Here is a 22,070-nt window from a genome sequence, read left to right on the forward strand (position 1 = left end):
GCCTTCGACACGCCTTGCTCGCGCTCGATGCCGCCACTGCGCCATGGCGTGGCTGCAAGGCCGGCATAGGATGCAATCTGGCGGCGGTTGGCGAACTGCCGGTAAAAGGCCTCCGACCAGAGAACGGCCGTGAAGTTCGGGCCCAGGCTCTTCAGTTCGAGCAGCATTGCCACCGGGTTCGATACGGTCTTCTCCCCCGCCGCCTTGCTCGCGGCCAGCAACGCATCCTGCTCGCGCTCCACCGCCGTGATCTGGTCGAGCAGCAGTTCGAGCCGGTCGAGTTCGCGGCTGATCTGCGCCTTCAGATGCGCCAGCAAGGCGCGCCCGTCGCCCGTCCGCAAGGCCTCCAGCCGCTTCCGCCGGTCTCGCCGCAGCGGCGCGTAGTCGAAGATCCCTTGCGCGAACAGAAGACCCTTGATCCGGTTCACATGCTCGATCCGCTCCGCGATCAAGGTCTCTCGCTCGCGGCACAGCCTACGGCGGTCCTCCTCTGCCGGAGAGGGCGCAACGACCATGGCGCAGACCCGTACCTCGCCGCGCTTGTAGGCCAGCAGCGTCCGCAACAGCGTCTCGCCATCCAGCCGGTCCGTCTTGGCCCGCCGGCGCCGGCGCGGCGTCGCAATCGAGGCCGGATCGACTACGTGGCTCTCGATGCCTTCCTGCTGCAGGGCGCGGTGAAGCCAGAACCCGTCCAGCCCCGCCTCCTGGATCGTGATGATCGGATAGCTCTCACCCGTTCGCGCCTGCGCCTTGCGCTTCAGCTCCGCAAACAGCTTCAACAGTTCCGAAAGGTCGCCGGCCTTCATGCTGCGTTTGGACATCTTCTCGCCCTTGCAGGGCGACAGCGAAGTGACCAGCCATGTCGAACGGCTCAGTTCCAATGACACAAAAATTGCGCCAAACTGCGTGCGGATAGCGGCCAGTCCGTCGGAAGGATGATCGAGCAACATCGTCGTCTCCAGGTTGAATGGATTCAGCAACCCTCAGTCTGGCCTCAGACCTGGTCGCTATCCACTCCCCATGGAATCTTCGCTACGCTCGCAATGACGGGCTACTCAATCACCCGCGCTCGCAAATCGGCATCGGGCACGAAGCAGGCGTCGTACTTGCCGAAGATGCGATAGCGGTTGCGCGCGACGAGATTGTAGATCGGGTCCCGCAACGGCTTCGGCACGACGAATAATGCGCGTACCCAGCCCCAGCCGGGGAGCTGCGACAGCACCGTCAGCGCAGCATCCGACTTCATGAACGCCTCGCCCCCATGGATCACCGCATTGGTGTCGGGATCCTCCGGATCGATGCCGAACGTTCGCGCCAACCGCGTTCCATAATCCGACTGGATTGGCGTAAAGCGAAACCGCTTCGCCGTGTCGCGGGTCCCAACGAACCGCACCCAGCGCGAGCAGAAGATGCAGATGCCGTCGAACAGGATCACGTCATCGTCGGGCCATTTCTGCATCAGCGATTGCCCCATGGCTTCTGGATGGCCGTTGGCCCGCTCTGGTTCAGTGCGCGCGCGAGCTCACCGCTTGCGGCTTTGACGCCGGCTTCGGTTTCGATCATCCAGTGGCCCTCGCTGCCGACGGCCGGCAGTGAGCGAAACTCGACCTTTCCGCCGCTGCCGCGAAACGCACCGACGAGTTTCTGCGAAAATGCCGTGGCGAAATAGCTGTCATTGCTCGCAACTAGCCAAGTGACGGGAATGCGCGCCGCCCTGCCGAACTCCGCGGCGGCGGCAAGCAGCGTATGCGGCGCGCAGATTCGGTTCGGCTCATCATTGGCATGGCCACCGCGCCCCGGCGCAAAGGCGATGATCGCGGAGATCACCTTGGGATCGGCGTTGGCCAGCGCCAATGCACCCCATCCCCCGGCGGAATGGCCGATCACGATGGCGGCCTCCTTGCCGATGAAATCCTGCTTTTGCAGATAGGCCAGTGCACGCGAAATTGCGTTGGCCGTTGCGCGGCCCGAGCGTGCGTAGTCGGCCTCGTCGCAGCCGCCCTGATCCTCGATATAGCGGCCGCCGGTCGCACCATGCCCGGGCCGCTCCGGCGCCAGCACGGCAAAACCGCGCGCGACGAGGTAGGCGGCGAGCGGACGGTATTCCGGCTGCGGCATTTGCGCACGACGCAACGCGTTCTGCGTCGAGGCGTGCGCGATCACCGCGAGTCGGAACGGACCTGGGCCAGCGGGGCGAAACAGCAGGGCATGCGCAGCAAGGTGGGTATCCGGCGAGGGCACAAGCCACTCTTGCCGACGAAACGGTTCGCCCTCCTCCCCCGATGGGCCGAGCGTGGCCTGAGCACACAGAGGCGGCGCAGTCAGCAAAGCCAACAGAGGCAGGAGCGCAATGGTGTTGAGGAGCCGCATGAATTGCCGAGGGCGAATGCGAATAGTGACAGCCAGATTGGTAGGAACGAATCATTATCGGCCGACTTTCTGCGTTGCCACTGCCCTTCCCTGGTTGCCGTAACGTAGTTTCGTACCGACGCTTGGTCCTGCGATTGCCGTCTGAAATGTCGGCTTGTCCTCTTTCGGCACAGCATGGCCAAAATACTGATGCAGAAAGTCCACAGGTTAACCGATAATTAACGATAGGTCTTGCCGCCGGCGCGGCGACTTGGTTTGATCGCGTCCATGAGCACAACCCTGATCGAGGTCCGGCCGGCCAAAGCTGCAGATGCAACTGCGGTGGCATCGACCCATGACGAAGCCTGGCGTTCGGCCTATCAGGGCATCATTCCCGGCGCCGAGCTGGAGAAGCTGATCAATCGCCGCGGTCCGCAGTGGTGGGACAGTGCAATCCGCAAGGGCAGCCGCGTCAGTGTGCTGGTGTTCGGCGACAAGATCGCCGGCTATGCCAATTACGGCCGCAACCGCGCCCGCAGCCTGCATTTCGACGGAGAAATCTACGAGCTTTATCTGCGGCCCGAATTTCAGGGACTCGGCTTCGGCCGCCGGCTGTTCGCTGCCGCCCGCCGCGACCTGATGCAGAGCGGGCTGAAGAGCATGGTGGTGTGGGCGCTCTCGGACAATGACCCCGCGACCGAGTTCTACCGGGCGTTGGGAGGACGCATGGTGGCACGTTCGTCCGAGCGGTTCGGGCCGAAATCGCTCGACAAGGTTGCCTTCGCCTGGACCAATTGAGCTGCTGAAACCCTCCCGGCAGGGTTTCCCGTCCGTCGATACCCGTTGCCTCAAGAGCCGGTGGTCGCCGGATTCATTATTTCACAAAAACGCGATGGATCAGCGGGCCAAGCCCGCGTATGACAGCGCCAAAATCGCTGCCGGGCGCGATTTCACCTCGGCAATAACGGAGCCTTGAATGCGTATCGATGCGGTCTCGATCGGGAAAAACGTACCACACGACGTCAACGTCATCATCGAGGTCCCCGTGGGCGGCGAACCGATCAAGTACGAGATGGACAAGGAGGCCGGTACGCTGGTGGTCGACCGCTTCCTCTACACGCCGATGCGTTACCCCGGTAACTACGGCTTCATCCCGCATACGCTGTCGGACGACGGCGATCCTTGCGACGTCCTGATCATCAACACCCGCGGGATCATTCCCGGCGCCGTCATGAGCGTGCGCCCGGTCGGCGTGCTGTTCATGGAAGACGAAGCCGGCGGCGACGAGAAGATTTTGGCAGTGCCGTCATCGAAGCTGACTCAGCGCTACGACAAGGTGAAGAGCTATTCCGACTTGCCGGACATCACGCTGCAGCAGATCCAGCACTTCTTCGAGCACTACAAGGATCTCGAAAAGGGCAAGTGGGTGAAGATTTTGCGCTGGGGCGGCCCTGAGGAAGCGCACAAGCTGATCCTCGAAGGCATCGAGCGCGAGAAGAAGAAGAAGAAGGGTTGATGCTTCCGTGTCCCGGCTCGGCAGCGCATCGTTTCACGCTGCGTCCGGGGCATGAGAGTTCAACTACACCGCCGGCTTCGGCAGGCCGGCAATCGCACACGCTGCCCGCAGCGTATTCACCAGCAGACACGCCACCGTCATCTGGCCGACGCCGCCCGGCACCGGCGTGATGGCACCGGCGACGCCGAGCGCTTCCTGATAGGCGACGTCGCCGACGAGGCGCGTCTTGCCATCCTCCTTCGTAATCCGGGTAATGCCGATATCGATCACGGTGGCGCCCGGCTTCAGCCAGTCGCCGCGCACCATCTCCGCCTTGCCGACCGCGGCATAGACGAGGTCGGCGCGCTTCACGAGATCAGGCAGATCGCGCGAGCGCGAATGCGCGATCGTCACCGTGGCGTTCTCGTTCAGCAGCAATTGCACCAGCGGGCGGCCGACCAGGTTGGAGCGACCGAGGACGATGGCGTTCATGCCTTCGAGCGAGGCGTGCACGCTCTTGGTCAGGATGATGCAGCCGAGCGGCGTGCAGGGCGACAGCGCCTCAAAGCCGCCGGCGAGCCGGCCGGCATTGTTCGGATGTAGCCCGTCAACGTCCTTGGCGGGGTCGATCGCGTTGATGACGGCTTCGGTGTTCAGCCCCTTCGGCAGCGGCAGCTGCACCAGAATGCCGTGCACGGCGGGATCGCGGTTGAGCTTTGCGACCAGCGCCAGCAGATCTGCTTGCGAGACGTCGGCCGGCAGCTTGTGCTCGAACGAGGTCATCCCGGCCGCCTGGGTCTGGGTGCGCTTGGAGCGGACATAGACCTCGCTGGCGGGGTCGTTGCCGACCAGGACGACCGCAAGGCCCGGCACCAGATTGTGCTCGCGCTTGACCCGGGCGACCTCGTCGGCGACGCGGGCGCGGAGGTCCGCGGCGATGACTTTTCCATCGATGATCTCAGCGGTCATGTCAGTTCCTCAGTCTATCGAATGGGCCGACGTGAGCCGGCGCAAGGCTTCGCCGAGCCGTGTCGGATCGCCGTTGACCGCGATCTGCTTCAGCCGCGAGGTCGCCCCGGACAAAAGCTTGACGCTGGCCTTCGGTACGCCAAGCGATTTCGCCAGCAGCACCAGAACGGCCTTGTTGGCCTCGCCGCCATCGGCGATGGCGCGCACCCGCACCTTGAGCACGCTGCGGCCATCCGAGAGTTGCTCGATGCCGTCGATGTCGTCGCGGCCGCCGCGTGGCGTCACCCGCAGCGCGATGCTGATTCCTGCGGTCGAGTAACGCCAGGGTTCCCTTGAAGCTTCGTTCGCAACCAAGGCGCCCCAGCCCGCTCAGATCACGTTCGGGTAGATGTAGTACAGGATCACCCGCTCGATGAACATGATGATCAGGATCAGGATGATCGGCGAGATGTCGAGGCCGCCGAGGCTCGGCAGGAAATTGCGAATCGGCGCCAGCAGAGGCTCGGTGATCCGGTACAGGAACTCCGCTACCGCCGACACGAACTGGTTGCGGGTGTTCACCACGTTGAAGGCAATCAGCCAGGACAGGATTGCGGAGGCGATCAGCAGCCAGACGTAGAGGTCGAGCACGATGATGACGATGTCGAGAACGGCACGCATGGCTTTTGAGGCCTCTGGCTTTTGAAAACTCTGGCTACGGTCGGGATTGACGCCTGCTGCTAGATATCGGTTCCCTCCGGCCCAAACAAGGGAAGTTCAGGCGCGGAAATGGCTAAAACCGGGTTACACCCGTCCTTGACTTGACCTTGGCAGGGACTTAAATGGCGCCCGGTTGTCGGCCGCGTTCACCAGAGCGGCCAGCAAAGGGGCCATAGCTCAGCTGGGAGAGCGCGTCGTTCGCAATGACGAGGTCGGCGGTTCGATCCCGCCTGGCTCCACCAGCCTTCGCTGGCTTCGCCAGCTTCGGCTCGGCAAGCCCTTTCGTAGCGAAGGCTGCCGCGGCGCAGCCCGAAGGGCGAAGCCGGGCTTCATCCGCAAATCAGTCCCTACCTGCCCGTAAACCTCGGCGGCCGCTTCTCCATGAAGCTGGCTACACCCTCCCTGAAATCACTCCCTTTCAGCGCCACCATCATCTCGCGGTTGGCCTCGATCGTCGCCTCGGCAAGCGTCTGGAACGGCACCTCGTAGAGCTGGCGCTTGATCACGGCCATCGCGCTCGGCGAGACGAAATCGGCGAGGTCGCGCGCATAGGCGTAGGTCTCCTCGCGCAGCTTCTCGGGCGAGCAGAGCCGGTTGACCAGCCCGATCCGCAACGCTTCCTCGCTCGACACGCGCCGAGCTGAAAGCAACAGATCCAGCGCATTGGCGTGACCGACGATGCGCGGCAGCATCCAGCTGATGCCGTGCTCCGCAATCAGGCCGCGCCGCGCGAAGGCGGTGGTGAACACGGTATTGTCGGCAGCAAAGCGAAGATCGCAACAGAGCGCGTGGACGAGACCGATGCCGGCCGTGGCGCCATTCAGCATGGCAATGACGGGCTTCTTGATCGAGGGGTAATAGCCGTAGCGCGTCTGCCAATCCGGCCGGCGGTTCATGTCGAACGGCGGCAGGTTCGAAGCACGCCTGACGTCGTCGGGATCGAGCCCCTTCAGCGCATCCATGTCGGCGCCGGCGCAGAAGGCGCGGCCCGCGCCGGTGAGGATGATGACTCGGACATTGTCGTCGGCGTTTGACGCTTCCATCGCGTGGCGCACGTCGCGCTCCATGATCGGCGTCCACGCGTTCATGCGATCGGGGCGGTTGAGCGTGATGGTGGCGATCTTGTCGCTCACCTCATAGAGAATGTGTTCATAGGCCATGACGCTCTCCCTGGTTTGCCGGCGCGATCTCGCGCGCGCTCGTTGGCGGCGAACCTAGCATATCCAAGGAAGCGGCAGGGACTTGCGCCAAGGACTTGCGCCAAGGACCTGCGCCAAGGACCTGCGCCAAGGACCTGCGCCAAGGACCTGCGCGAAGTCGCGATCACTCGGCGGCTTGCGCCAGCACCGGCCGGCGCGCCAGCCAGCCGTTGATGAAGTGATCGAGCCAGGCGCGCTCCGCGACATCGTAGACGGCTCGATCCGCGAAGTGATGATGCCGCTGCCGCGCACCGGGCGCGCTGAAACCGTCATAGCCGCGCGTGGTCCAGCGATGCATCATCGCGTAGGTCACATCGGGATGAAACTGCACGCCGAAGGCATTCCCGGCACGGAACGCCTGCACCGGAAAATCATCGCCTTCGGCGAGCAGCTCGGTGCCGGCCGGCAGCTCAAAGCCCTCGCGATGCCAGTGATAGACCTGTGCCGGCCAATGAGGGCAGAGCGCATGGCCAGCAGCGGTCGGCCTGATCGGGTAATAGCCGATCTGGGTCAGCGCCTGCGCATGCGGCGCGACACGGGCCCCCAGCTGCATCGCCAACATCTGCGCACCCAAGCAGATGCCGAGGAACGGCCGCTGCTCGCGAAGCGGAATTTCGATCCAGTCGATCTCGCGGCGGATGTAGTCGTCGGGATCGTTGGCACTCATCGGGCCGCCGAAGATCACGGCACCGGCATGCTGATCGAGCGTCTCGGGCAAGGGATCGCCGAAGCGTGGACGGCGGATGTCGAGGCGATGGCCGAGCGCGCGCAGCACATTGCCGACGCGGCCCGGTGTCGAGCATTCCTGATGCAGGACGATCAGAATCGGCAGCCGGGTTTCAGCGGCGGCGGCGCTCGGCGCCCTCCGTGGGAAGGGCACCACATCTGCGCCACCAAACCTGTCCGTCCGGAACGACATGGCCTCTGCGAGTGCTATCGGTTCAGACCGCCAGCTTAGCTAAGCGATGGTTAACATCGTGTGAGTTTGCGCACACACGCCCCGATCTTGAAGCAAGCTCCGGGCCACTACGGATGCACCGGGCGTTCTTCAGCGCCGCTGCCTCTGGAACCGGCTGGTGGCTGCCAGGATGAAGCCGCGCGGGAAGAAGCGGAGCGCGAACGGCACAATCTTGATGCCGAGACCCGGCAGCACTGCCCGTTTGTTGGCCATCAGGCCACGATACGCCTCCCGTGCAACTTCGGCGGCAGAGACGTTGAGAACGGCCGTATCATGTTGCGATCCGACGCCGGCGCGGGCCTGGAATTCGGTGGGCACCGGACCCGGGCAAAGCACGGTGACGCGGACGCCGCGCGGTGCAAGCTCCGCCCGCATCGCTTCGGTGAAGGAAATCACATAGGCCTTGGACGCGTAGTAGACGGCCATGCCGGGCCCGGGCAGGAAGCCGGCGACGGATCCGACGTTGAGAAGACCGCCCTTGTTCCTGACGAGCTGATCGGCAAAGCGCAGCGACAGATCCGTCAGGGCCCGGACGTTGACGTCGACGATGCCGAGCTGCTCGCTGCGATCGCGTTCGGTCGCATCGCCGAACACGCCGAAGCCCGCATTGTTGACGAGATGATCGAGCTCGACACCTTCGGCCGCAAGCGCTGCCGCGATCGTCGCGCCGGCGTCCCTGTCCTCGAGATCACAGGCGATCACGATCGGCTTCTTGCCGCACTTGGCGGCCAGCTCAGTGGCGAGCGCCTCCAGACGGTCTGCCCGTCTCGCGGTCAATGCGAGGCGATGTCCATTGGACGCAAACACACGCGCCAGCTCCATCCCGATGCCCGCCGAGGCACCAGTAATCAGCGTCACCCGCTCAACCACGATCGAAGTCTCTTGAAAGCAACTTTTTTGGCCCCGCAACGGGGGAACGAGAGCATAGGCCGAACGCAACAGGCAAGCGGCGCTGACAGCATGGCCGCTTGAGCAGAACGACAGGCAGTGCTGAAAGACCGTGGATTTACAGGCGAATTCGGCGCGGGCGGCGAATAAATTAAAGTTTCGTCATGTATGCGCGCACGCCGCGCTTCGTCGAGTCCAGCGCCGTCAGCCGCCGACGGCACCGTCCTTGATTTGGCCGCCGACACGCTCTGCGACTGCGTGCTTCAGCTCGATCCGGTCGCGCTGGGAAATCCCGAGCAGGTCGGAAGCACGCCAGACGACATTGTCCTCGAATTCGCTGACCTGGCCGTCGGCATAGACCAGCTCCCACATCATCTGCACGATGCGCTTGCGGCCCTCTTCGTCCAGCGAGCGCATGATGACGCTGGTGAAGTGATAGAGGTCCACCGCCTCGCCCTCGACCTCCGTCGCATCGGCGATCAGGCGATCCGCGGTGCCGCGATCGAGGCCGAAATGGCTTTCGATCAGGCTGTGCAGCTTGCGCTTCTCGGCTGCACTCGGCTGACCGTCCAGCGAGACCACATGGACCAGCAGGGCGGTCGCCGCCAGCCGATAATCGCTGTCGCCGAATGCGCGGTCCTGAGCTTGGGGACCGACAATGTCGGCGATGAACTGGCGCAAGCCGTCGAGCATGAGGTCCTACCGAGATCAATGACGCCGCGAGGGGTGCGGCCGATACCAGCATTATATGAGCGGGAAACTCAACCGGCGCAACGTGCGTCAGTTCCGCGCGCTGCATTACGTTTCAGCAATCCGGAGCGCGGCTCGCGGTCATGTCCAGGCTTGTCCGGACATGACGACGGTGGCTGGGATACGCACCTGCCTCGACACCGTCATTACTTGTGCATGAATGACGGCGCTGCGGCCGCCGCACTCCCTCACGGTATCTCGTACACCACCATCTTGTCGGCGATGCCGCGGAGCGCGGCCTGCTTCTGGATCGGCTTGATCGCGCGCCGCTCCAGCAGCTCGGCGACCGCCGGCGCATCCGCCACCGGCCCGGTGATGTGGATCTCCTGCGCGGTCGACAGGCTCTGCACGCGAGCCGCGATGTTGACCGTCTGGCCGAAATAATCCTGGCGCTCGTTGAGCGTCACCGCGAGGCAGGGACCTTCATGGATGCCGATCTTGAGAATGAGATCGTTGGCGCCGCGCTGCCTGTTCAATTCGTCCATGGCTGCGCGCATGCGCAGTCCGGCGGTGATGGCGTGCTCAGGTCTGACGAAGGTCGCCATGACGGCATCACCGATCGTCTTCACAACTGCACCCTTCTCGGCAGCGATGATCTCCAGGAGCGCACGAAAATGCGCGCGCACAAGATCGAAAGCACTGAGGTCGCCGACGCGCTCGTACAGGGCCGTCGATCCCTTCAGGTCGGTGAACAGGAAGGTCAACGATGTGATCTTCAATCGCTGGTCGACGTTGAGATTGTCGGCCTTGAAAACATCGCGGAACGTCTGATTGGACAGCATCCGCTTGGCGGTCAGAATTGGCTTGCGCTTGCCGATCATCTCATGCAGCGCGTCGGCAGCAATCCAGACCGAGGGCAACACGCGACCGCCCGATTGATTCTCGAGCGTAAGGCGCAACGGCCCGGGGCGCATCACCGTGGTCCCCGTAGGCGCCTCCAGCCTGTTGAACATGATCGAAAGCTGCTGGCGTTCGCTCGTCGGCTCACCCCGGACGTCGAGGAAATGCGCCGAATGAGTGACCGGCTCGAACACGATGATGAACTGGCTGGGCAGGGTCAGCGAGAGGATTGCCTTCTCGCCGGCAGGCAATTCGAGTGCCTCGAGCGTCACCTCGTTGATCAGGCGCGCAAAGGTTTCATCGTTGATGTCGACGCCTGAACTCCAGAACATCTGCCGGACATATTCCCAGATCGGCAGCGTGTCGGGATCATGAGCACCGATGCGGCGAACCCGCGGACTGACGGTGAAGGCCACCTCGACCATCTCATCGACAGATGCCTCGTATCCGGCTGCACAGAGCGCGCAGTTGTAGTCTTCGTGCTTCAACGATTTCAGCGTTGCGTGTGCGCCCAGGACCCCTCCGCAGCCAGGACACAGCACGTTCCAGCTCATGTCGAACAGGCCAAGCCGCGAGGCATGCAGGAATCCGGAAATGACCTTCTCCTGGTCGAGCCCGGTGCGATCGGCAAAATCCAGCACATTGATGCGGTTAAGGTCGCGATCTTGACCCTGGGCGATCAGCTGCGCGATCGCATCGACAACCTTCGGATCGGCGGTCTGCTTCAGAACGGAAAACTGGGCCTGGATGTCGCTCATGGCAGGGGCTCTATCTAGGATGAATCACGCCGTCGGCCGGACGAGCGCCTGTCACCGACGCGTGATGCGGAACATGGGCGAATGGTCCGGCTGGGTGGTGACGACGCCTTGCGGAATCACGGGAACAGCCTGATCGGCGAGCTCGACGCGGAAGGCGCCGATCAACCGGGCCAGGGCCAGCACGGATTCGGCTTGCGCGAACGGCGCGCCGATGCAGACGCGCGGACCTGCGCCGAACGGCAGATAGGCGAAGCGGTCCGGCGCCTCTTTCGACATGAAGCGCTTTGGAATGAACGCGTTCGGCTGATCCCACAGCTTCTCGTGCCGATGCAGCAACCAGGGCGCGATCATGATGATGTCGCCCTTGCCGATCTCGACGCCCGCGGCATTGTCCCTCTCGCGCGCGGCTCGCGCGACCAGGAAGGCGGGCGGATAGAGCCGCATGGTCTCGTCGATCACGGCGCGGGTGAATTTCTGGCGATCGATGTCGGCGATACTGTCGAGATGCTCGCCGCTTGTCTCGGACGCGAGCTCTTCCTGCGTCTCCGGATCGAGCGCGAGCAGATAGAGCGCCCAGAACAGCGCCGTCGCCGTGGTCTCGTGACCCGCCAGGATCATGGTCGCGACCTCGTCGACGAGCTGCTCGTCCGAGAAGCCCTTGCCCGTTTCGGGATCGCGCGCCTCGTCCATGAGATCGAACAGGTCGCGCGGCGGCGCGCCATCCTTCTTGCCGGCCGCGCGACGTTCGGCGATCAGCATGGCAACGAACTCGGTCCAGCGCTTGCGGAAACGGGCGCGCGCAAGATCCATCGGGCTCGGCCACGACACCGGCAGTACCATGTCGAGGAAATAGGGACGTCCCAACCGCGCGGCATATTCCATGATGAAGTTGCGCAGGGTCGCGCCGTGCCGGTCCATGCCGAACGAGAACATCGTGCGCCCGGCGATCTCGAGGGTCATGCGCTGCATGACCTCGCGCAGGTCGACGTCTTCGCCCGCGCGCGCATCGAGCTTTGCGATGGTCTCGTCGAGTACCGCCGTCATGTGCGGGACGAGATTTGCGGTGGCGCGCGGGGTGAAGGCTGGCGCGAGGGTGCGGCGCTGAAATGTCCAGGAATGACCTTCCGCGATCAGGAGGCCGTCGCCTAGCACGGGGCGCAGCATGCGGATGCCGGCCGGCGTGCGCGTGTAATTCTCGTAATTGCTGAGCAGGACGTGCCGGATCGCATCCGGCTGGTTCAGGATAAAACTGTTGCGGAAGAAGAAGCGGCCCGGGATGACGTCTTCCTCATAGGCGCGCTGCCCCCAGGTCGCGATCATGTTCTGCCGGATCACCGCGAGACGGCCGAAGAACGACATGTCGTCGGGCGCACGCGGGGGAGCGGGAGGGATGATGGGCCGACGCACGCTGGCGATATTCATGGCTCTCTCCCGCGGATGTGACGCAGGCTAATAGCTAGTAAGTCAGCTCGGCAATCGCAATCCGGTTCTCGGCGGCAGGCCAGGTGCGGGCCACGATCCGCTCTTCGCCGAATTGAGCCACGATGTTACGTCCGACCTCGCTGGCCGGAAGCCGCAGTGTTGCTGTCGCATCCGTGGGCACGCCCGGCTTGACGTCGGCCGGCTCCCTGCCGTCGAACAGCACCACGTCCCGCGGCAGTCCGAAATAGCCGCGCGGACGCGACATGATCACGACCGCGTCGGCATCCTTGTCGGCCGGTCCGACCGGGCGCGCGGGCCGGAGGTGCACGACGTCGGACGAGCGCGGGAAGGGCGAGCGGTAGATGTGCGTGATCGGCGCATCCGGCGCCGCCAGCACGAATTCGAGCGACCAGGACGGCTCGACCTGCGCCGGCCCCCAGCGGCCGTCAGCGCCGGTCTTCGTGCTGTGCACGGCACTGCCCATGCGCTCGCCGGTTTCGGGATCGACACGGAAGATATCGACGGTTGCACCCGCCACCGGGCGATTGGTCGATACGCCGCCGGGCGTGCCCGTGACCAGGCCGCTCAGCCTCACATTCGTCTCCGGCACAATCGCGATGCGCGCGGGCTCACGCCCGGCGATGAACTTGTAGATCTCCCGGAACGCGCGCGGATGGAACGTGACCTCGCGATGGTCGAGCGCGCCGAGCACGAGGTTGGTGGCGCCCCTCAGCTCGGGCCCCTCTGCGTTGACATTGGTCGGTGTGCCAGGCTTGCCGATGAAGCGGCCGTCGGGTTGCGCATATTTGTCCAGACCGTCGCTGCGCAGCGTGAGGAAGGCAACCCCCGGCGTCACCTCGCTCTCGCCTTCGTTCAGGCTGCGCAGGAACGTGCCGCGGCCGTTGAACTCGTTGTTCGGCTGGTCGTCGGTCGCGAACACGCCGTGATTGGGCGTGCCGCACAGCACGGCGTGGCTGACATCGCCGGCGCCGCCATTCTTGATGACGTTGCGAATGGCGTAGCCGCCGCGCGAGCTGCCGACCAGCGCCACGCGCGTCGCACCGGTCCGGCGCTTCAGCTCGGCGATGGCAGCGGCCAGCTCGCGGCGCTGGTCCTCGGTCGAGGAACGCCCCGCCTGCTCGAGCTTGTCGTCGCTGCGCGCCAGGGGATCGGTGAAATTGATCGCCATCATGCGCTCGCGCGCAACGCCATTGGATTCCATCCGCCAGAGCGTCGTCATCCAGAGCGCGTCATAGTCCCCATTGCCGTGAACGAACAGGATCGGCGGCACCTCCGTGCTCGGCGCGGCCGCCGGCGCGGTCTGCGCGATCGCAGCCGTCCGCAAGCTCGCAACTGCGAAAGGCAAGCTGCCAACGCCCTGCAAAATCGTCCGTCGTGACAGCTTCATCTGTTCCTCCCCGGCAAACCGCCTCTTTGCACCGCTTATACCGGCCTAAACGCTGGACAGCGAAGGACTTTCGCGGGCATCACTGAATTTGCCGGAATCGCCTGGGACCATTTCTGCAAGACCGTTTGGAAGGGGATATGACCGAGCAGACGAACCGCCAGAAAAGTGCCGCCGACGGCATTGCCGCACCCCTGCGGTACACCGTGTTTCGGCGGATCTGGCTCGCCAGCCTGCTCTCCAATCTCGGCCTCCTGATCCAGGGCGTGGGCGCGGCCTGGGCGATGACGCAGATGGCGGCCTCGGCAGACAAGGTGGCCCTGGTGCAGACCGCCCTGATGCTGCCGATCATGCTGATCTCGATGCCGGCTGGCGCCATCGCCGACATGTATGACCGCCGCATCGTCAGCGTGATTTCACTGTCGATCGCGCTGATCGGCGCAACGGCCCTGACGATCTTGGCCGGCCTCAAGCTCATCACCCCGGAAACGCTGCTCGCCTTCTGCTTCGTCGTCGGCAGCGGCAACGCGCTGTTCGGCCCGGCCTGGCAATCCTCGGTCAGCGAGCAGGTGCCGCCCGATGCACTGCCTTCGGCCGTCGCGCTGAACGGTATCAGCTACAACATCGCGCGCAGCTTCGGTCCGGCGGTCGGCGGCGTCATCGTCGCTGCGCTCGGCGCGGTCGCCGCGTTCGCCTGCAATGCGATCCTCTATCTGCCGCTTCTGCTGGTGCTGCTGCTCTGGCGCCGCAGCACCGAGCCCTCGCGCCTGCCGCGGGAAAAGCTCAACCGCGCCATGGTCTCGGGCGTGCGCTACATCACCAATTCGCCGCCGATCAAGATCGTGCTGTTGCGCACGCTGGTGATGGGCCTGATCGGCGGCGCGGTGATGGCGCTGATGCCGCTGGTCGCGCGTGACCTGCTGCGTGGCGGCGCGCAGACCTACGGCATCATGCTGGGTGCCTTCGGCATGGGCGCGGTGATCGGCGCGCTCAACATCCACGAATTGCGCAAGCGCATGAGCGGCGAGGCCGCGATCCGCGCCTGCACCATCTCGATGGCTTTCGCGATGGCCGCCCTGGCCCTGAGCACGGAGCCGGTGCTGACGGCGACCGCGCTGGTCTTGGCCGGCGCGGTCTGGATGGCTGCGATCGCGCTGTTCAACATCGGCGTGCAGCTCTCGGCGCCGCGCTGGGTCGCGGGCCGCTCGCTGGCGGCGTTCCAGGCGTCGATTTCCGGTGGCATCGCCATCGGCGCCTGGGGCTGGGGCCATCTCACCGACTATGCCGGCGTCGAGATCGCATTGCTGACGGCGGCAGGCCTGATGCTGATCTCGCCGCTGCTCGGCATTCGGCTGGCGATGCCGCGCGTCGGCGCGCGCAACGAGGATGCAGAGGTGCTGGCCGATCCCGAGGTGAAGCTGTCGCTGACCGGGCGTAGCGGGCCGCTGGTGGTCGAGATCGAATACCGCGTCGCGCAAGAGAACGCGCGCGCGTTCCACAACGTGATGCAGGACGTGCAGCTCTCACGCCAGCGCAACGGCGCCTATGGCTGGTCGATCGCCCGCGACATCGCCGATCCCGAACTGTGGACCGAGCGCTATCATTGCCCGACCTGGTTCGATTACCTGCGCCAGCGCAACCGCTCGACCCAGTCCGAACGCGCGCTGCATCAGCAGGCGATCGATTTCCACATCGGTCCCGAGCCGGTTCGGATCCGCCGCATGCTGGAGCGCCCATTCGGTTCGGTGCGCTGGAAGGACGAGACGCCGGACCGGGCGAATAGCGAGGTGCTGCCCGTGGTCGCGACCGCGACAGGGAGCGGCACGTAGCTTCTTTCGGCCCGTAGCCCGCATGAGCGAAGCGACATGCGGGGCCAAGCGTTCCCGGATTTCGCTGCGCTCATCCGTGCTACAGAAATCGTTACTGCCCGTGTTCCGTCAGCACCTTGTCACAGGCCTTGCTCAGGCGCGTGCGGTTCTGCTTCAGGCAGGCGAGCACGGCGCCATCACCATTGTTCATCACGGCGCGGCAGAAGCGCGAGACGTCGCGCGCGCAGGCATCGTGGCCGGGCTGCTGTTGTGCGGATGCAGCCGATGCGCACAGCAGAAAAGGGATGATGAAAAGAAATCTGGCCATCGCGTAATGCCTCGTAGCGCAAAAGAATGTGCGGGCGAAGCTAGTGCGACGATACCGGGGCTGCAACGGCTTTGTTGACTGGCTGCAAGGCGCCGCCGCATGGTCCCGGCTTCATGCCGGGACACATCGCAAGGGGAGCTGACCAGCGCAATGATCGCCGCGTTGCTTACTGCTTGTCCTGGGCGTCAGCGATCTTGCGCGAGGCGCCCTTGGCGAGATCCTTGTCCATCACCGCGCGGCAGCCGGCGCTTAAGTCAGAGCGGTGCTTGACCATGCAGGCCGTGATCTTCGGGATGTTGGGGATCTCCGCCGAGCAGAGGCGGAAGGCATCGCCAGTGCACATCTGCTGCGCCTCGGCCGAGAACGCGAAGCTCGAGCTCGTCGAGATGATCGAGACGATGGCGGCAAAGCCCAAGGCCAGGCTGGCGTCACGGATCTTGCTGGTAAACGACTTGGTCATTTGAAGCTCCCATTGGAACCGCGACAAGCGGCCCCGTTATCGATGGGAGCTACGATGATCCGGGAAATCCGTTTCCACTGTGATGACGCTCACGGGAGGCCGATCCTCTGTGATCCCGGTCACTTTGGCGCACCCCGCTGAAATTCCTCCACGACCGCCGTCGCGTTGGTGTCACGTTAACTCTTACTTCGCATTAATGGCTTGTCGCGCGGGAAATTCCGCCGGTTTGGTTGCGTAATTGGAAAGAGTAGCGATGCGTAATGCGTTGGGCCTGATGCTGGCCAGTGTAGTTGCGGCGGTCGTGATCGCCGCCGGCGGTTGGTTTTATTATTCCGCGCGCGCCGACCAGGGCGCTCCCAAGACGATTGCCGCCCGTACCGCCGACCCGTTGCCGGCACAGGCGAAGCTCGCCGCCAAGGACGACGTCGAGACCACCGCGGCGATCGCGGCCAAGCCGGCCGCAGCGGCTCCGGCACCCGCGCCGGTCATGCCGATGCAGCCGAAACAGGCCTGCGCCAATCCGAACGCGTTGGGCGTGTCCCGCGTGGTCGAGATCGACACGACAGGCGGTCCGGGCTTCGGCTTCGAGCATTTCAAGCAGTTCGACTTCCTCACCGAGAAGGAGGTCGTGCTGACCTTCGACGACGGCCCGTGGCCGGTCAACACGCCCGCCGTGCTGAAGGCGCTCGCGGACGAATGCACCAAGGGCCTGTTCTTCTCGGTCGGCAAGCACGCGACCTACCATCCGGAAATCCTGCGCCAGGTGCTGGCCCAGGGCCACACGGTCGGCACGCACACCTGGTCGCATGTCAACCTGAACAGCAAGAAGATGACCGAGCAACAAGTCAAGGACGAGGTCGAGAAGGGTTTTAGCGCGGTGCGCTTCGCGCTCGGCACCAACCCGGCGCCGTTCTTCCGCTTCCCGCAGCTCCAGCACAATCCGGCGATGGTGACCTATTTCGGCACCCGCAACGTCGCGATGTTCTCGACCGACATCGACTCCTTCGATTTCAGGAAGGGTGCCACGCCCGAGAAGATCGTCGAGACCGTGATGACCAGGCTCGACAAGCTCGGCAAGGGCATCATCCTGATGCATGACTTCCAGAAGCACACCGGCGAAGCCATGCCGGCGCTGCTCGCGCGGCTCAAGGCCGGCGGCTACAAGGTCGTGCAGATGAAAGCGAAGACGACGCTTCAGACGCTGCCGGAATATGACGAGGCGCTGATGAAGGACATGAAGGTGCCGACCGCCGGCACGAACACGCGCCCGATCTCGAGCGTGGTGCAGACGGTCTCGCAATAAAGGCGATCGCCACTTCAAGATGCACATGGCCGGGCCTTCGCCCGGCCATTTGCTTTGGCGAGCGGCTTACCGGTAGATGCCGTGGTCCTGGTCGGCGGGCTTGGTTGTGACCGGCGCTGAGACGGTTCTTCCCGCAGCGGGAGCGATCAGCGTAATGAGCGCAGGAGCCGAAATTGCCGGCGGGGTGAGCAATTTGAAGCGAACTTGGAGCAGATGACTTTGAAACCCCGCGACAACCCGATCGGCACGAGGTTGTCACCCATCTCTTAGGTACGTTTCGTTACCCATGTCTCCGGGCCGGACAGGCAGGCGCTGGTGCCGCAAGAGGGATTCGAACCCCCGACCCCGTCATTACGAATGACGTGCTCTACCGACTGAGCTATTGCGGCGAACCGGCCGGGACCTGCGCGATGCCGGCCCCGATACGCGCTCCTGATATCGGGCATGGCCGGAATTGGCAAGGACAAGCCGGGCTCGAAATACGCCTCACGCGCCCCAGCGGGACCAGAATCCGCGCCAGCCGCCCACCTGGGCCTTTGCGTCAGCCTTGGGCGTGCCGATTTGTTCCGTAAATTCATCGCTCGGGCCGTCGTCGTCGATTCCGGGATCATCCGGTGCGCGGACGATCGGGATGACGGCCTGGATCGGCGCCGATGCCTGCTTGCCGAGGTCGGCTCGGGTTCGGAACACCGGCGTTGCCGCCGGCGGCGATGATTCGGCGGGCGCCGGAGCCGGATTCGCCGGCTCGGAGGGTGTGACGGCCGGCTCGTCGTCCTTGACTGCTTCGTTGGCAGCTTCCTGTGGAACTTCCTTGGCCGGAGGGGGCGAATTGTCCTGGGCGGCCGGTACCGGCACCGGGGCCATCACCGGCGGTTCCACCGGAGCTGCGCCAGGAGCGGCGGTGACCCGCTTCGGCGGCGGGGCCGCCAGCATGGCTTCCTCGAAGGGCGAGGATTCGATCGTGGCGCCCTTGTCCGAGGGCAGGCTCGCGACCGGTGTCTGCCACTGGAACGCATCGAGGCGGCCGGTGACCGGCGAGACCGGCCGCCAGCGGTCGCTGACATAGCCGTCCGCGGTCCAGGCGGGGTCGAGGCGAGCGCGTACTGCGCGCAGGGTCCAGGCGCGGACACGGCCGCCATCGCCATGCTCGGCGCGCTCGATCTCCGCCATCAGCAGGGCGACGCGCTGGGTCGGATCGCTGACGTAAGGCGCGAGCACCTCGCGGGCGCGGCCGAACTCGGAGGCATCGATCGCGGCGCGCGCGATCGCGAGCTGGCCCTCGATATGGCCGGGCTTGTCCGCTGGCGTCTTGGCCGCGAGCGTCTCGACCCGCTGCAGGCGCTGCCGCGCGGAATCGCCGAGCTTCACATGCGCGTAGGCATCGGCGAGATCGGGATGCGGATTGGCGAGCCAGGCCGCTTCCACCAGCTTCATGGCGCGGCGCACCTGATGCGCCTCGCTCTCGAATCTTGCCGCGAGCACCGCGGCCGGGACCAGCGTCGGCGCGAGCTTGACCGCCTCCATCACGCTCTCGCGCGCCACGTCGCGATCCATCGTCTCCAATTCCAGCGCGCGCGCGGTAAGCAGCACGCCGCGCTGCCGCCGATACGTCGGCTTGTCGATCTGGCCCGCGGACAGATTCGAATCGAGGATCGCAAGCGCGCCGCTCCAGTCGCCGCGCGCGCAGCGGAAGCCGAGCACAGCGTGCGAGGCCCAGGTCGCGGACGGCGACAGCTTGATCGCTTCTTCCGCGATCATCACCGCGCCGACCGCATCGTCGGCGCGCTGCGCCTCGATGAACAGGCCGCGCAGGCCGAGCAGCCGCGTGTCCTCGCGCTCGGCCATCGCGCGGAAAACGCGCTGCGCCTCGTCGCGATTGCCTTCGAGCTGAGCCGACTGCGCGTGCAGCAGCAGCGCGAGCGGATCGTTCGGCGCATGCCGCCGCGCCGCCTCGGCATGACGGCGGGCGAGCGCGGGATCGCCATGGCCGATCGCGAGCAGGCCGTGGGTGATGGCGTGGCGTCCCCGCGCCTGGCGCTTTTCGTGGCGACGGCGGCGCAGACGCCCCGGCGTGCGCCAGATCATCGTCAGGATGCTCCAGAGCAGCACCACGGCGACGGCAAAGAGCCCAAGCAGGAACACGAACCTGGGAAGCGTCGTCGAGATGCGAAAACCACCCGCGGTCAGGACGAGGTCGCCGGGCTGGTCGGCAACCCAGGCCGCACCGGCCGCCGCCAGTGCGATCAGGACGAGAAACAGGACGATGCGAAGCATGGCGATCCCTATACGCGCCGATTGTTGCGCGAACCTTTACTGAAGAGGCTTGACTGGATCAGACTTGACCGGATCGGATTTCACGAGATCCGCCATGGCATCGTCGGCGAATTTGCGGGACGCGGCGAGCGCGGTGTCGCGGGCATCGATCTTGTCGAGCCAGGCCTGCGCCGGGGCGCGATCAGCCTCGGGCAGCATCTTCAGCTCGCGCCGCGCTTCGACGAAATCGTTGCGGAGCGCAGCCGCGGTCACGCGCGCAGCGATGGCACCGCGATCGTTGCCGACCCCGTCGGTGCGCTCGATGCGAACGAGCTTTGATGCGCCGGCCTGGAGACGCTCGACAATGCCGGCGTCGCTCGACGGAGCTTCCGGCGGCGGCGACAGCTTCGGCACGATGTTGAGGAGATCGCGGCTCAGCGCGGCCGCTGTCGGAATACCGGACGATGCAAACGCGTCGAGCGGCTTCAGCATGTCGGGCTTGGCCGCCAGCGAACGCGCCACGGCCAGTTGCGATCGGTAGGGATCGCCATGGCGAACGGCGACGTCGAGCAGCGCCGCTGCCACCACATGGCGGAGCGGCTTGTCGTCCACCGTCCTGGCGTCCGCGATCTTCTCGCCCTGCTGCGCAAGCTCGGCGCGCTCCGTCTTGCTGGCGCGCTCGAGCTGAGCGATGCGGTCGAGGACAGCTGCAAGATCAGGCGCAGCGGCAGGCGACGCTACTTTCGCGTCATTCAGGGCATTCGCAGTCTTGTCGAACTGCGCACGCAGATTGGCAATGTCGCTGCGCAGGATGCTTGCGGATTTCTCCAGCGCGTCGATCCGCGCCGCCATGGCCGGATCGGCTGAGGGCTTGCCGGCCTTGGCCTCGACCGCAGCAACGCGTCCGCTTAGCGCATCGATCGTCGCACTGGTGACCTGCGGCGCGGCCGGCGGCGCCTGCACCGCAGGCCAGCCCAGCATCCAGCCGACCGCGATCACGACCGCCGCTGCGACGGCACCGGAGAACGGCGCAATGACCCAGGGCGAAACCGGCGCTGACACAGGCGCGGACGCCTGCTCCTCTGCAGAGCCGGACTGAGGCTCGGTCTTGATCTCTTCCGATCCGCCTTCTTCGAACCTGGCCTGCGCCTGCGCGGCATGCCCGGGACCCTCGGGCTCGCCCGCGACCTGCTGCGGCTGGGTGGAGACTTCTGTCGCCTCGAGGTCGATGGTGGGCGGGGTGCGCTTGGCACGGCCCGCGTCGGGTGCCAATCCAGCGTCTTCAGGCTTGTCATCGGCCATCGTGACGGTTCCTCACACTTCGATACCAGGGTGGACTAGATTGCGTCGGATTCGGCCCGACCTTTACGCCAAACGGGTCCGCAACGCACGCTCCAAGGTGTCGAATAAGGCAGTTTCGTCCGGCGTGGCGGCCACCAGAACCTGTGACGCGCCAGCATCGCGCAGCACGCCCGCAACCGTGTCGGACAGGCAGCAATGCGGAATCGCCAGCGCCGAGATTTCGACGCCTTCGTCCCGCGCTGCGTCCAGGAAGGCGCGGGCGCTGCGCCGGGAGTAGTGCAGCACCGCCTCGATCCCGTGGGCGGCAAAGCCCTCGCAGACTTCGCGCGGCAGATGCTTGACCGGGACCATGCGATAGGTTGTCTGCGTGACCACGCGGAAACCCTCGGCAACGAGTTCGCCGCCGAGATCGCGCGACAGATCCGCGCCCGCGAGATACAGCAGCGCGCTCTTTTTCTTCAGCACCTTGTCGCGCGCGCTCTGCATCACCTTCTCGCGCAAGGAAGCAGCATCGCCACCGGCGACGATTACCTCGACAAAACCGGCCTCGCGCGCCGCAGCGGCCGTATGCTCGCCGACCGCAAACAAAGGGAGCTCTAGAAGACCGAGGTCCCGCAACTGCGCCGCGACGGCGCGGATCGCGTTGGCCGAGGTGACGAGAACGGCACCGTAGGGCGCTTCACTCTCGCCAAGGAAGGCGACCGGCTCGAACTTGAGCGCCGGCGCGAGCAGCACCAGATGCCCACGCGCGCGCAGATTTACCGCCGTCGTCTCATTGTCGGGATGCGGCCGTGTGACAAGAATGGACATCGCTGGTGTTCCCGAACCACGTGGCGGTGACGCATTGACCTGGACGGCGGCGCGTGACGATTGCGCAATCTGGC

At 65.2% G+C, this 22,070-nt stretch carries 22 protein-coding genes and 2 tRNA genes; 5 read left to right on the forward strand and 19 right to left on the reverse strand.

Features of this window, described 5'->3' with window-relative positions; genetic code table 11:
• From EAV90_RS18600 to EAV90_RS18610, 3 genes are all read right to left on the reverse strand, one after another.
• On the reverse strand, nucleotides 1–950 hold a 950-nt coding region (locus tag EAV90_RS18600), incomplete at its 3' end, for an IS110 family RNA-guided transposase (RefSeq protein WP_129144308.1).
• Between the two features lie 101 nt (nucleotides 951–1,051).
• Nucleotides 1,052–1,459 carry a thiol-disulfide oxidoreductase DCC family protein gene (locus EAV90_RS18605; RefSeq protein WP_129144309.1) on the reverse strand — a complete coding sequence of 136 codons (408 nt, stop codon included), beginning with the start codon at nucleotides 1,457–1,459 and terminating at the stop codon, nucleotides 1,052–1,054.
• Entirely contained in the window at nucleotides 1,459–2,370 is a 912-nt protein-coding gene (locus EAV90_RS18610; RefSeq protein ID WP_129144310.1) for an alpha/beta hydrolase, read from the reverse strand. Before EAV90_RS18610 ends, EAV90_RS18605 begins: the two co-directional genes overlap by 1 nt.
• 267 nt (nucleotides 2,371–2,637) lie before the next feature.
• On the opposite strand from EAV90_RS18610, the gene EAV90_RS18615 reads away from it, so the two are divergent.
• Entirely contained in the window at nucleotides 2,638–3,147 is a 510-nt protein-coding gene (locus tag EAV90_RS18615; RefSeq protein WP_008136728.1) for a GNAT family N-acetyltransferase, read from the forward strand.
• Nucleotides 3,148–3,325: 178 nt separating this feature from the next.
• The gene (gene ppa, locus EAV90_RS18620; RefSeq protein ID WP_122400331.1) at nucleotides 3,326–3,865 is read left to right on the forward strand and encodes an inorganic diphosphatase; all 540 of its coding nucleotides are present in this window, start codon (nucleotides 3,326–3,328) and stop codon (nucleotides 3,863–3,865) included.
• A gap of 63 nt (nucleotides 3,866–3,928) precedes the next feature.
• Here ppa and EAV90_RS18625 read toward each other — a convergent pair whose 3' ends face one another.
• Genes EAV90_RS18625 through EAV90_RS18635 form a run of 3 tightly spaced genes read right to left on the reverse strand, consistent with a single transcriptional unit; the run spans nucleotide 3,929 to nucleotide 5,473 of the window.
• The gene (locus tag EAV90_RS18625) at nucleotides 3,929–4,813 is read right to left on the reverse strand and encodes a bifunctional methylenetetrahydrofolate dehydrogenase/methenyltetrahydrofolate cyclohydrolase (RefSeq protein ID WP_129144311.1); all 885 of its coding nucleotides are present in this window, start codon (nucleotides 4,811–4,813) and stop codon (nucleotides 3,929–3,931) included.
• Between the two features lie 9 nt (nucleotides 4,814–4,822).
• On the reverse strand, nucleotides 4,823–5,167 hold the full coding sequence (locus tag EAV90_RS18630) for a DUF167 domain-containing protein (RefSeq protein WP_122400329.1): 345 nt from the start codon (nucleotides 5,165–5,167) through the stop codon (nucleotides 4,823–4,825).
• 15 nt (nucleotides 5,168–5,182) lie between these two features.
• Nucleotides 5,183–5,473, reverse strand: coding sequence for a YggT family protein (locus tag EAV90_RS18635; RefSeq protein ID WP_018645113.1), 291 nt, complete (start codon nucleotides 5,471–5,473; stop codon nucleotides 5,183–5,185).
• Between the two features lie 205 nt (nucleotides 5,474–5,678).
• On the opposite strand from EAV90_RS18635, the gene EAV90_RS18640 reads away from it, so the two are divergent.
• Nucleotides 5,679–5,754 (forward strand) — tRNA-Ala (locus EAV90_RS18640).
• A gap of 105 nt (nucleotides 5,755–5,859) precedes the next feature.
• Here the strand turns inward: EAV90_RS18640 and EAV90_RS18645 are convergent.
• From EAV90_RS18645 to EAV90_RS18675, 7 genes are all read right to left on the reverse strand, one after another.
• Nucleotides 5,860–6,672, reverse strand: a complete 813-nt coding sequence (locus tag EAV90_RS18645; protein ID WP_129144312.1) for an enoyl-CoA hydratase — start codon at nucleotides 6,670–6,672, stop codon at nucleotides 5,860–5,862.
• Between the two features lie 163 nt (nucleotides 6,673–6,835).
• Entirely contained in the window at nucleotides 6,836–7,630 is a 795-nt protein-coding gene (locus EAV90_RS18650; RefSeq protein WP_129144313.1) for a glutamine amidotransferase, read from the reverse strand.
• Between the two features lie 129 nt (nucleotides 7,631–7,759).
• Nucleotides 7,760–8,539: an SDR family NAD(P)-dependent oxidoreductase gene (locus EAV90_RS18655; protein ID WP_129144314.1), complete on the reverse strand. Its 780-nt coding sequence runs from the start codon at nucleotides 8,537–8,539 to the stop codon at nucleotides 7,760–7,762.
• 222 nt (nucleotides 8,540–8,761) lie between these two features.
• Nucleotides 8,762–9,250 carry a tellurite resistance TerB family protein gene (locus tag EAV90_RS18660; RefSeq protein WP_129144315.1) on the reverse strand — a complete coding sequence of 163 codons (489 nt, stop codon included), beginning with the start codon at nucleotides 9,248–9,250 and terminating at the stop codon, nucleotides 8,762–8,764.
• A 245-nt stretch (nucleotides 9,251–9,495) separates the two neighbouring features.
• The gene (locus EAV90_RS18665) at nucleotides 9,496–10,905 is read right to left on the reverse strand and encodes an adenylate/guanylate cyclase domain-containing protein (protein ID WP_129144316.1); all 1,410 of its coding nucleotides are present in this window, start codon (nucleotides 10,903–10,905) and stop codon (nucleotides 9,496–9,498) included.
• Nucleotides 10,906–10,956: 51 nt separating this feature from the next.
• Entirely contained in the window at nucleotides 10,957–12,327 is a 1,371-nt protein-coding gene (locus tag EAV90_RS18670) for a cytochrome P450 (RefSeq protein ID WP_129144317.1), read from the reverse strand.
• A gap of 34 nt (nucleotides 12,328–12,361) precedes the next feature.
• Nucleotides 12,362–13,735 (reverse strand): hydrolase, encoded by a 1,374-nt coding sequence (locus EAV90_RS18675; RefSeq protein WP_129144318.1) that lies wholly within the window; start codon nucleotides 13,733–13,735, stop codon nucleotides 12,362–12,364.
• 137 nt (nucleotides 13,736–13,872) lie between these two features.
• Between EAV90_RS18675 and EAV90_RS18680 the strand changes: the two genes are divergently transcribed.
• Nucleotides 13,873–15,561, forward strand: a complete 1,689-nt coding sequence (locus EAV90_RS18680; RefSeq protein ID WP_129144319.1) for an MFS transporter — start codon at nucleotides 13,873–13,875, stop codon at nucleotides 15,559–15,561.
• 91 nt (nucleotides 15,562–15,652) lie between these two features.
• Here EAV90_RS18680 and EAV90_RS18685 read toward each other — a convergent pair whose 3' ends face one another.
• Nucleotides 15,653–15,868 (reverse strand): cysteine rich repeat-containing protein, encoded by a 216-nt coding sequence (locus EAV90_RS18685; protein ID WP_122400320.1) that lies wholly within the window; start codon nucleotides 15,866–15,868, stop codon nucleotides 15,653–15,655.
• 166 nt (nucleotides 15,869–16,034) lie between these two features.
• Nucleotides 16,035–16,328: a hypothetical protein gene (locus EAV90_RS18690; protein ID WP_122400319.1), complete on the reverse strand. Its 294-nt coding sequence runs from the start codon at nucleotides 16,326–16,328 to the stop codon at nucleotides 16,035–16,037.
• 253 nt (nucleotides 16,329–16,581) lie between these two features.
• Between EAV90_RS18690 and EAV90_RS18695 the strand changes: the two genes are divergently transcribed.
• On the forward strand, nucleotides 16,582–17,631 hold the full coding sequence (locus EAV90_RS18695; RefSeq protein ID WP_129144320.1) for a polysaccharide deacetylase family protein: 1,050 nt from the start codon (nucleotides 16,582–16,584) through the stop codon (nucleotides 17,629–17,631).
• Between the two features lie 313 nt (nucleotides 17,632–17,944).
• On the opposite strand, the gene EAV90_RS18700 is transcribed toward EAV90_RS18695, so the two are convergent.
• The 4 genes from EAV90_RS18700 to EAV90_RS18715 all read right to left on the reverse strand — a co-directional run bounded on the left by EAV90_RS18700 (nucleotide 17,945) and on the right by EAV90_RS18715 (nucleotide 21,996).
• Nucleotides 17,945–18,020, reverse strand: a tRNA-Thr gene (locus EAV90_RS18700).
• Nucleotides 18,021–18,117: 97 nt separating this feature from the next.
• On the reverse strand, nucleotides 18,118–19,905 hold the full coding sequence (locus EAV90_RS18705; RefSeq protein ID WP_122400317.1) for a heme biosynthesis protein HemY: 1,788 nt from the start codon (nucleotides 19,903–19,905) through the stop codon (nucleotides 18,118–18,120).
• 36 nt (nucleotides 19,906–19,941) lie between these two features.
• Nucleotides 19,942–21,186, reverse strand: coding sequence for a COG4223 family protein (locus EAV90_RS18710; protein ID WP_129144321.1), 1,245 nt, complete (start codon nucleotides 21,184–21,186; stop codon nucleotides 19,942–19,944).
• Between the two features lie 63 nt (nucleotides 21,187–21,249).
• Nucleotides 21,250–21,996 carry a uroporphyrinogen-III synthase gene (locus EAV90_RS18715; protein ID WP_129144322.1) on the reverse strand — a complete coding sequence of 249 codons (747 nt, stop codon included), beginning with the start codon at nucleotides 21,994–21,996 and terminating at the stop codon, nucleotides 21,250–21,252.
• Nucleotides 21,997–22,070: the final 74 nt, after the last annotated feature.

This window comes from Bradyrhizobium vignae (assembly GCF_004114425.1).
GTDB classification, from domain to species: Bacteria; Pseudomonadota; Alphaproteobacteria; order Rhizobiales; family Xanthobacteraceae; genus Bradyrhizobium; species Bradyrhizobium vignae.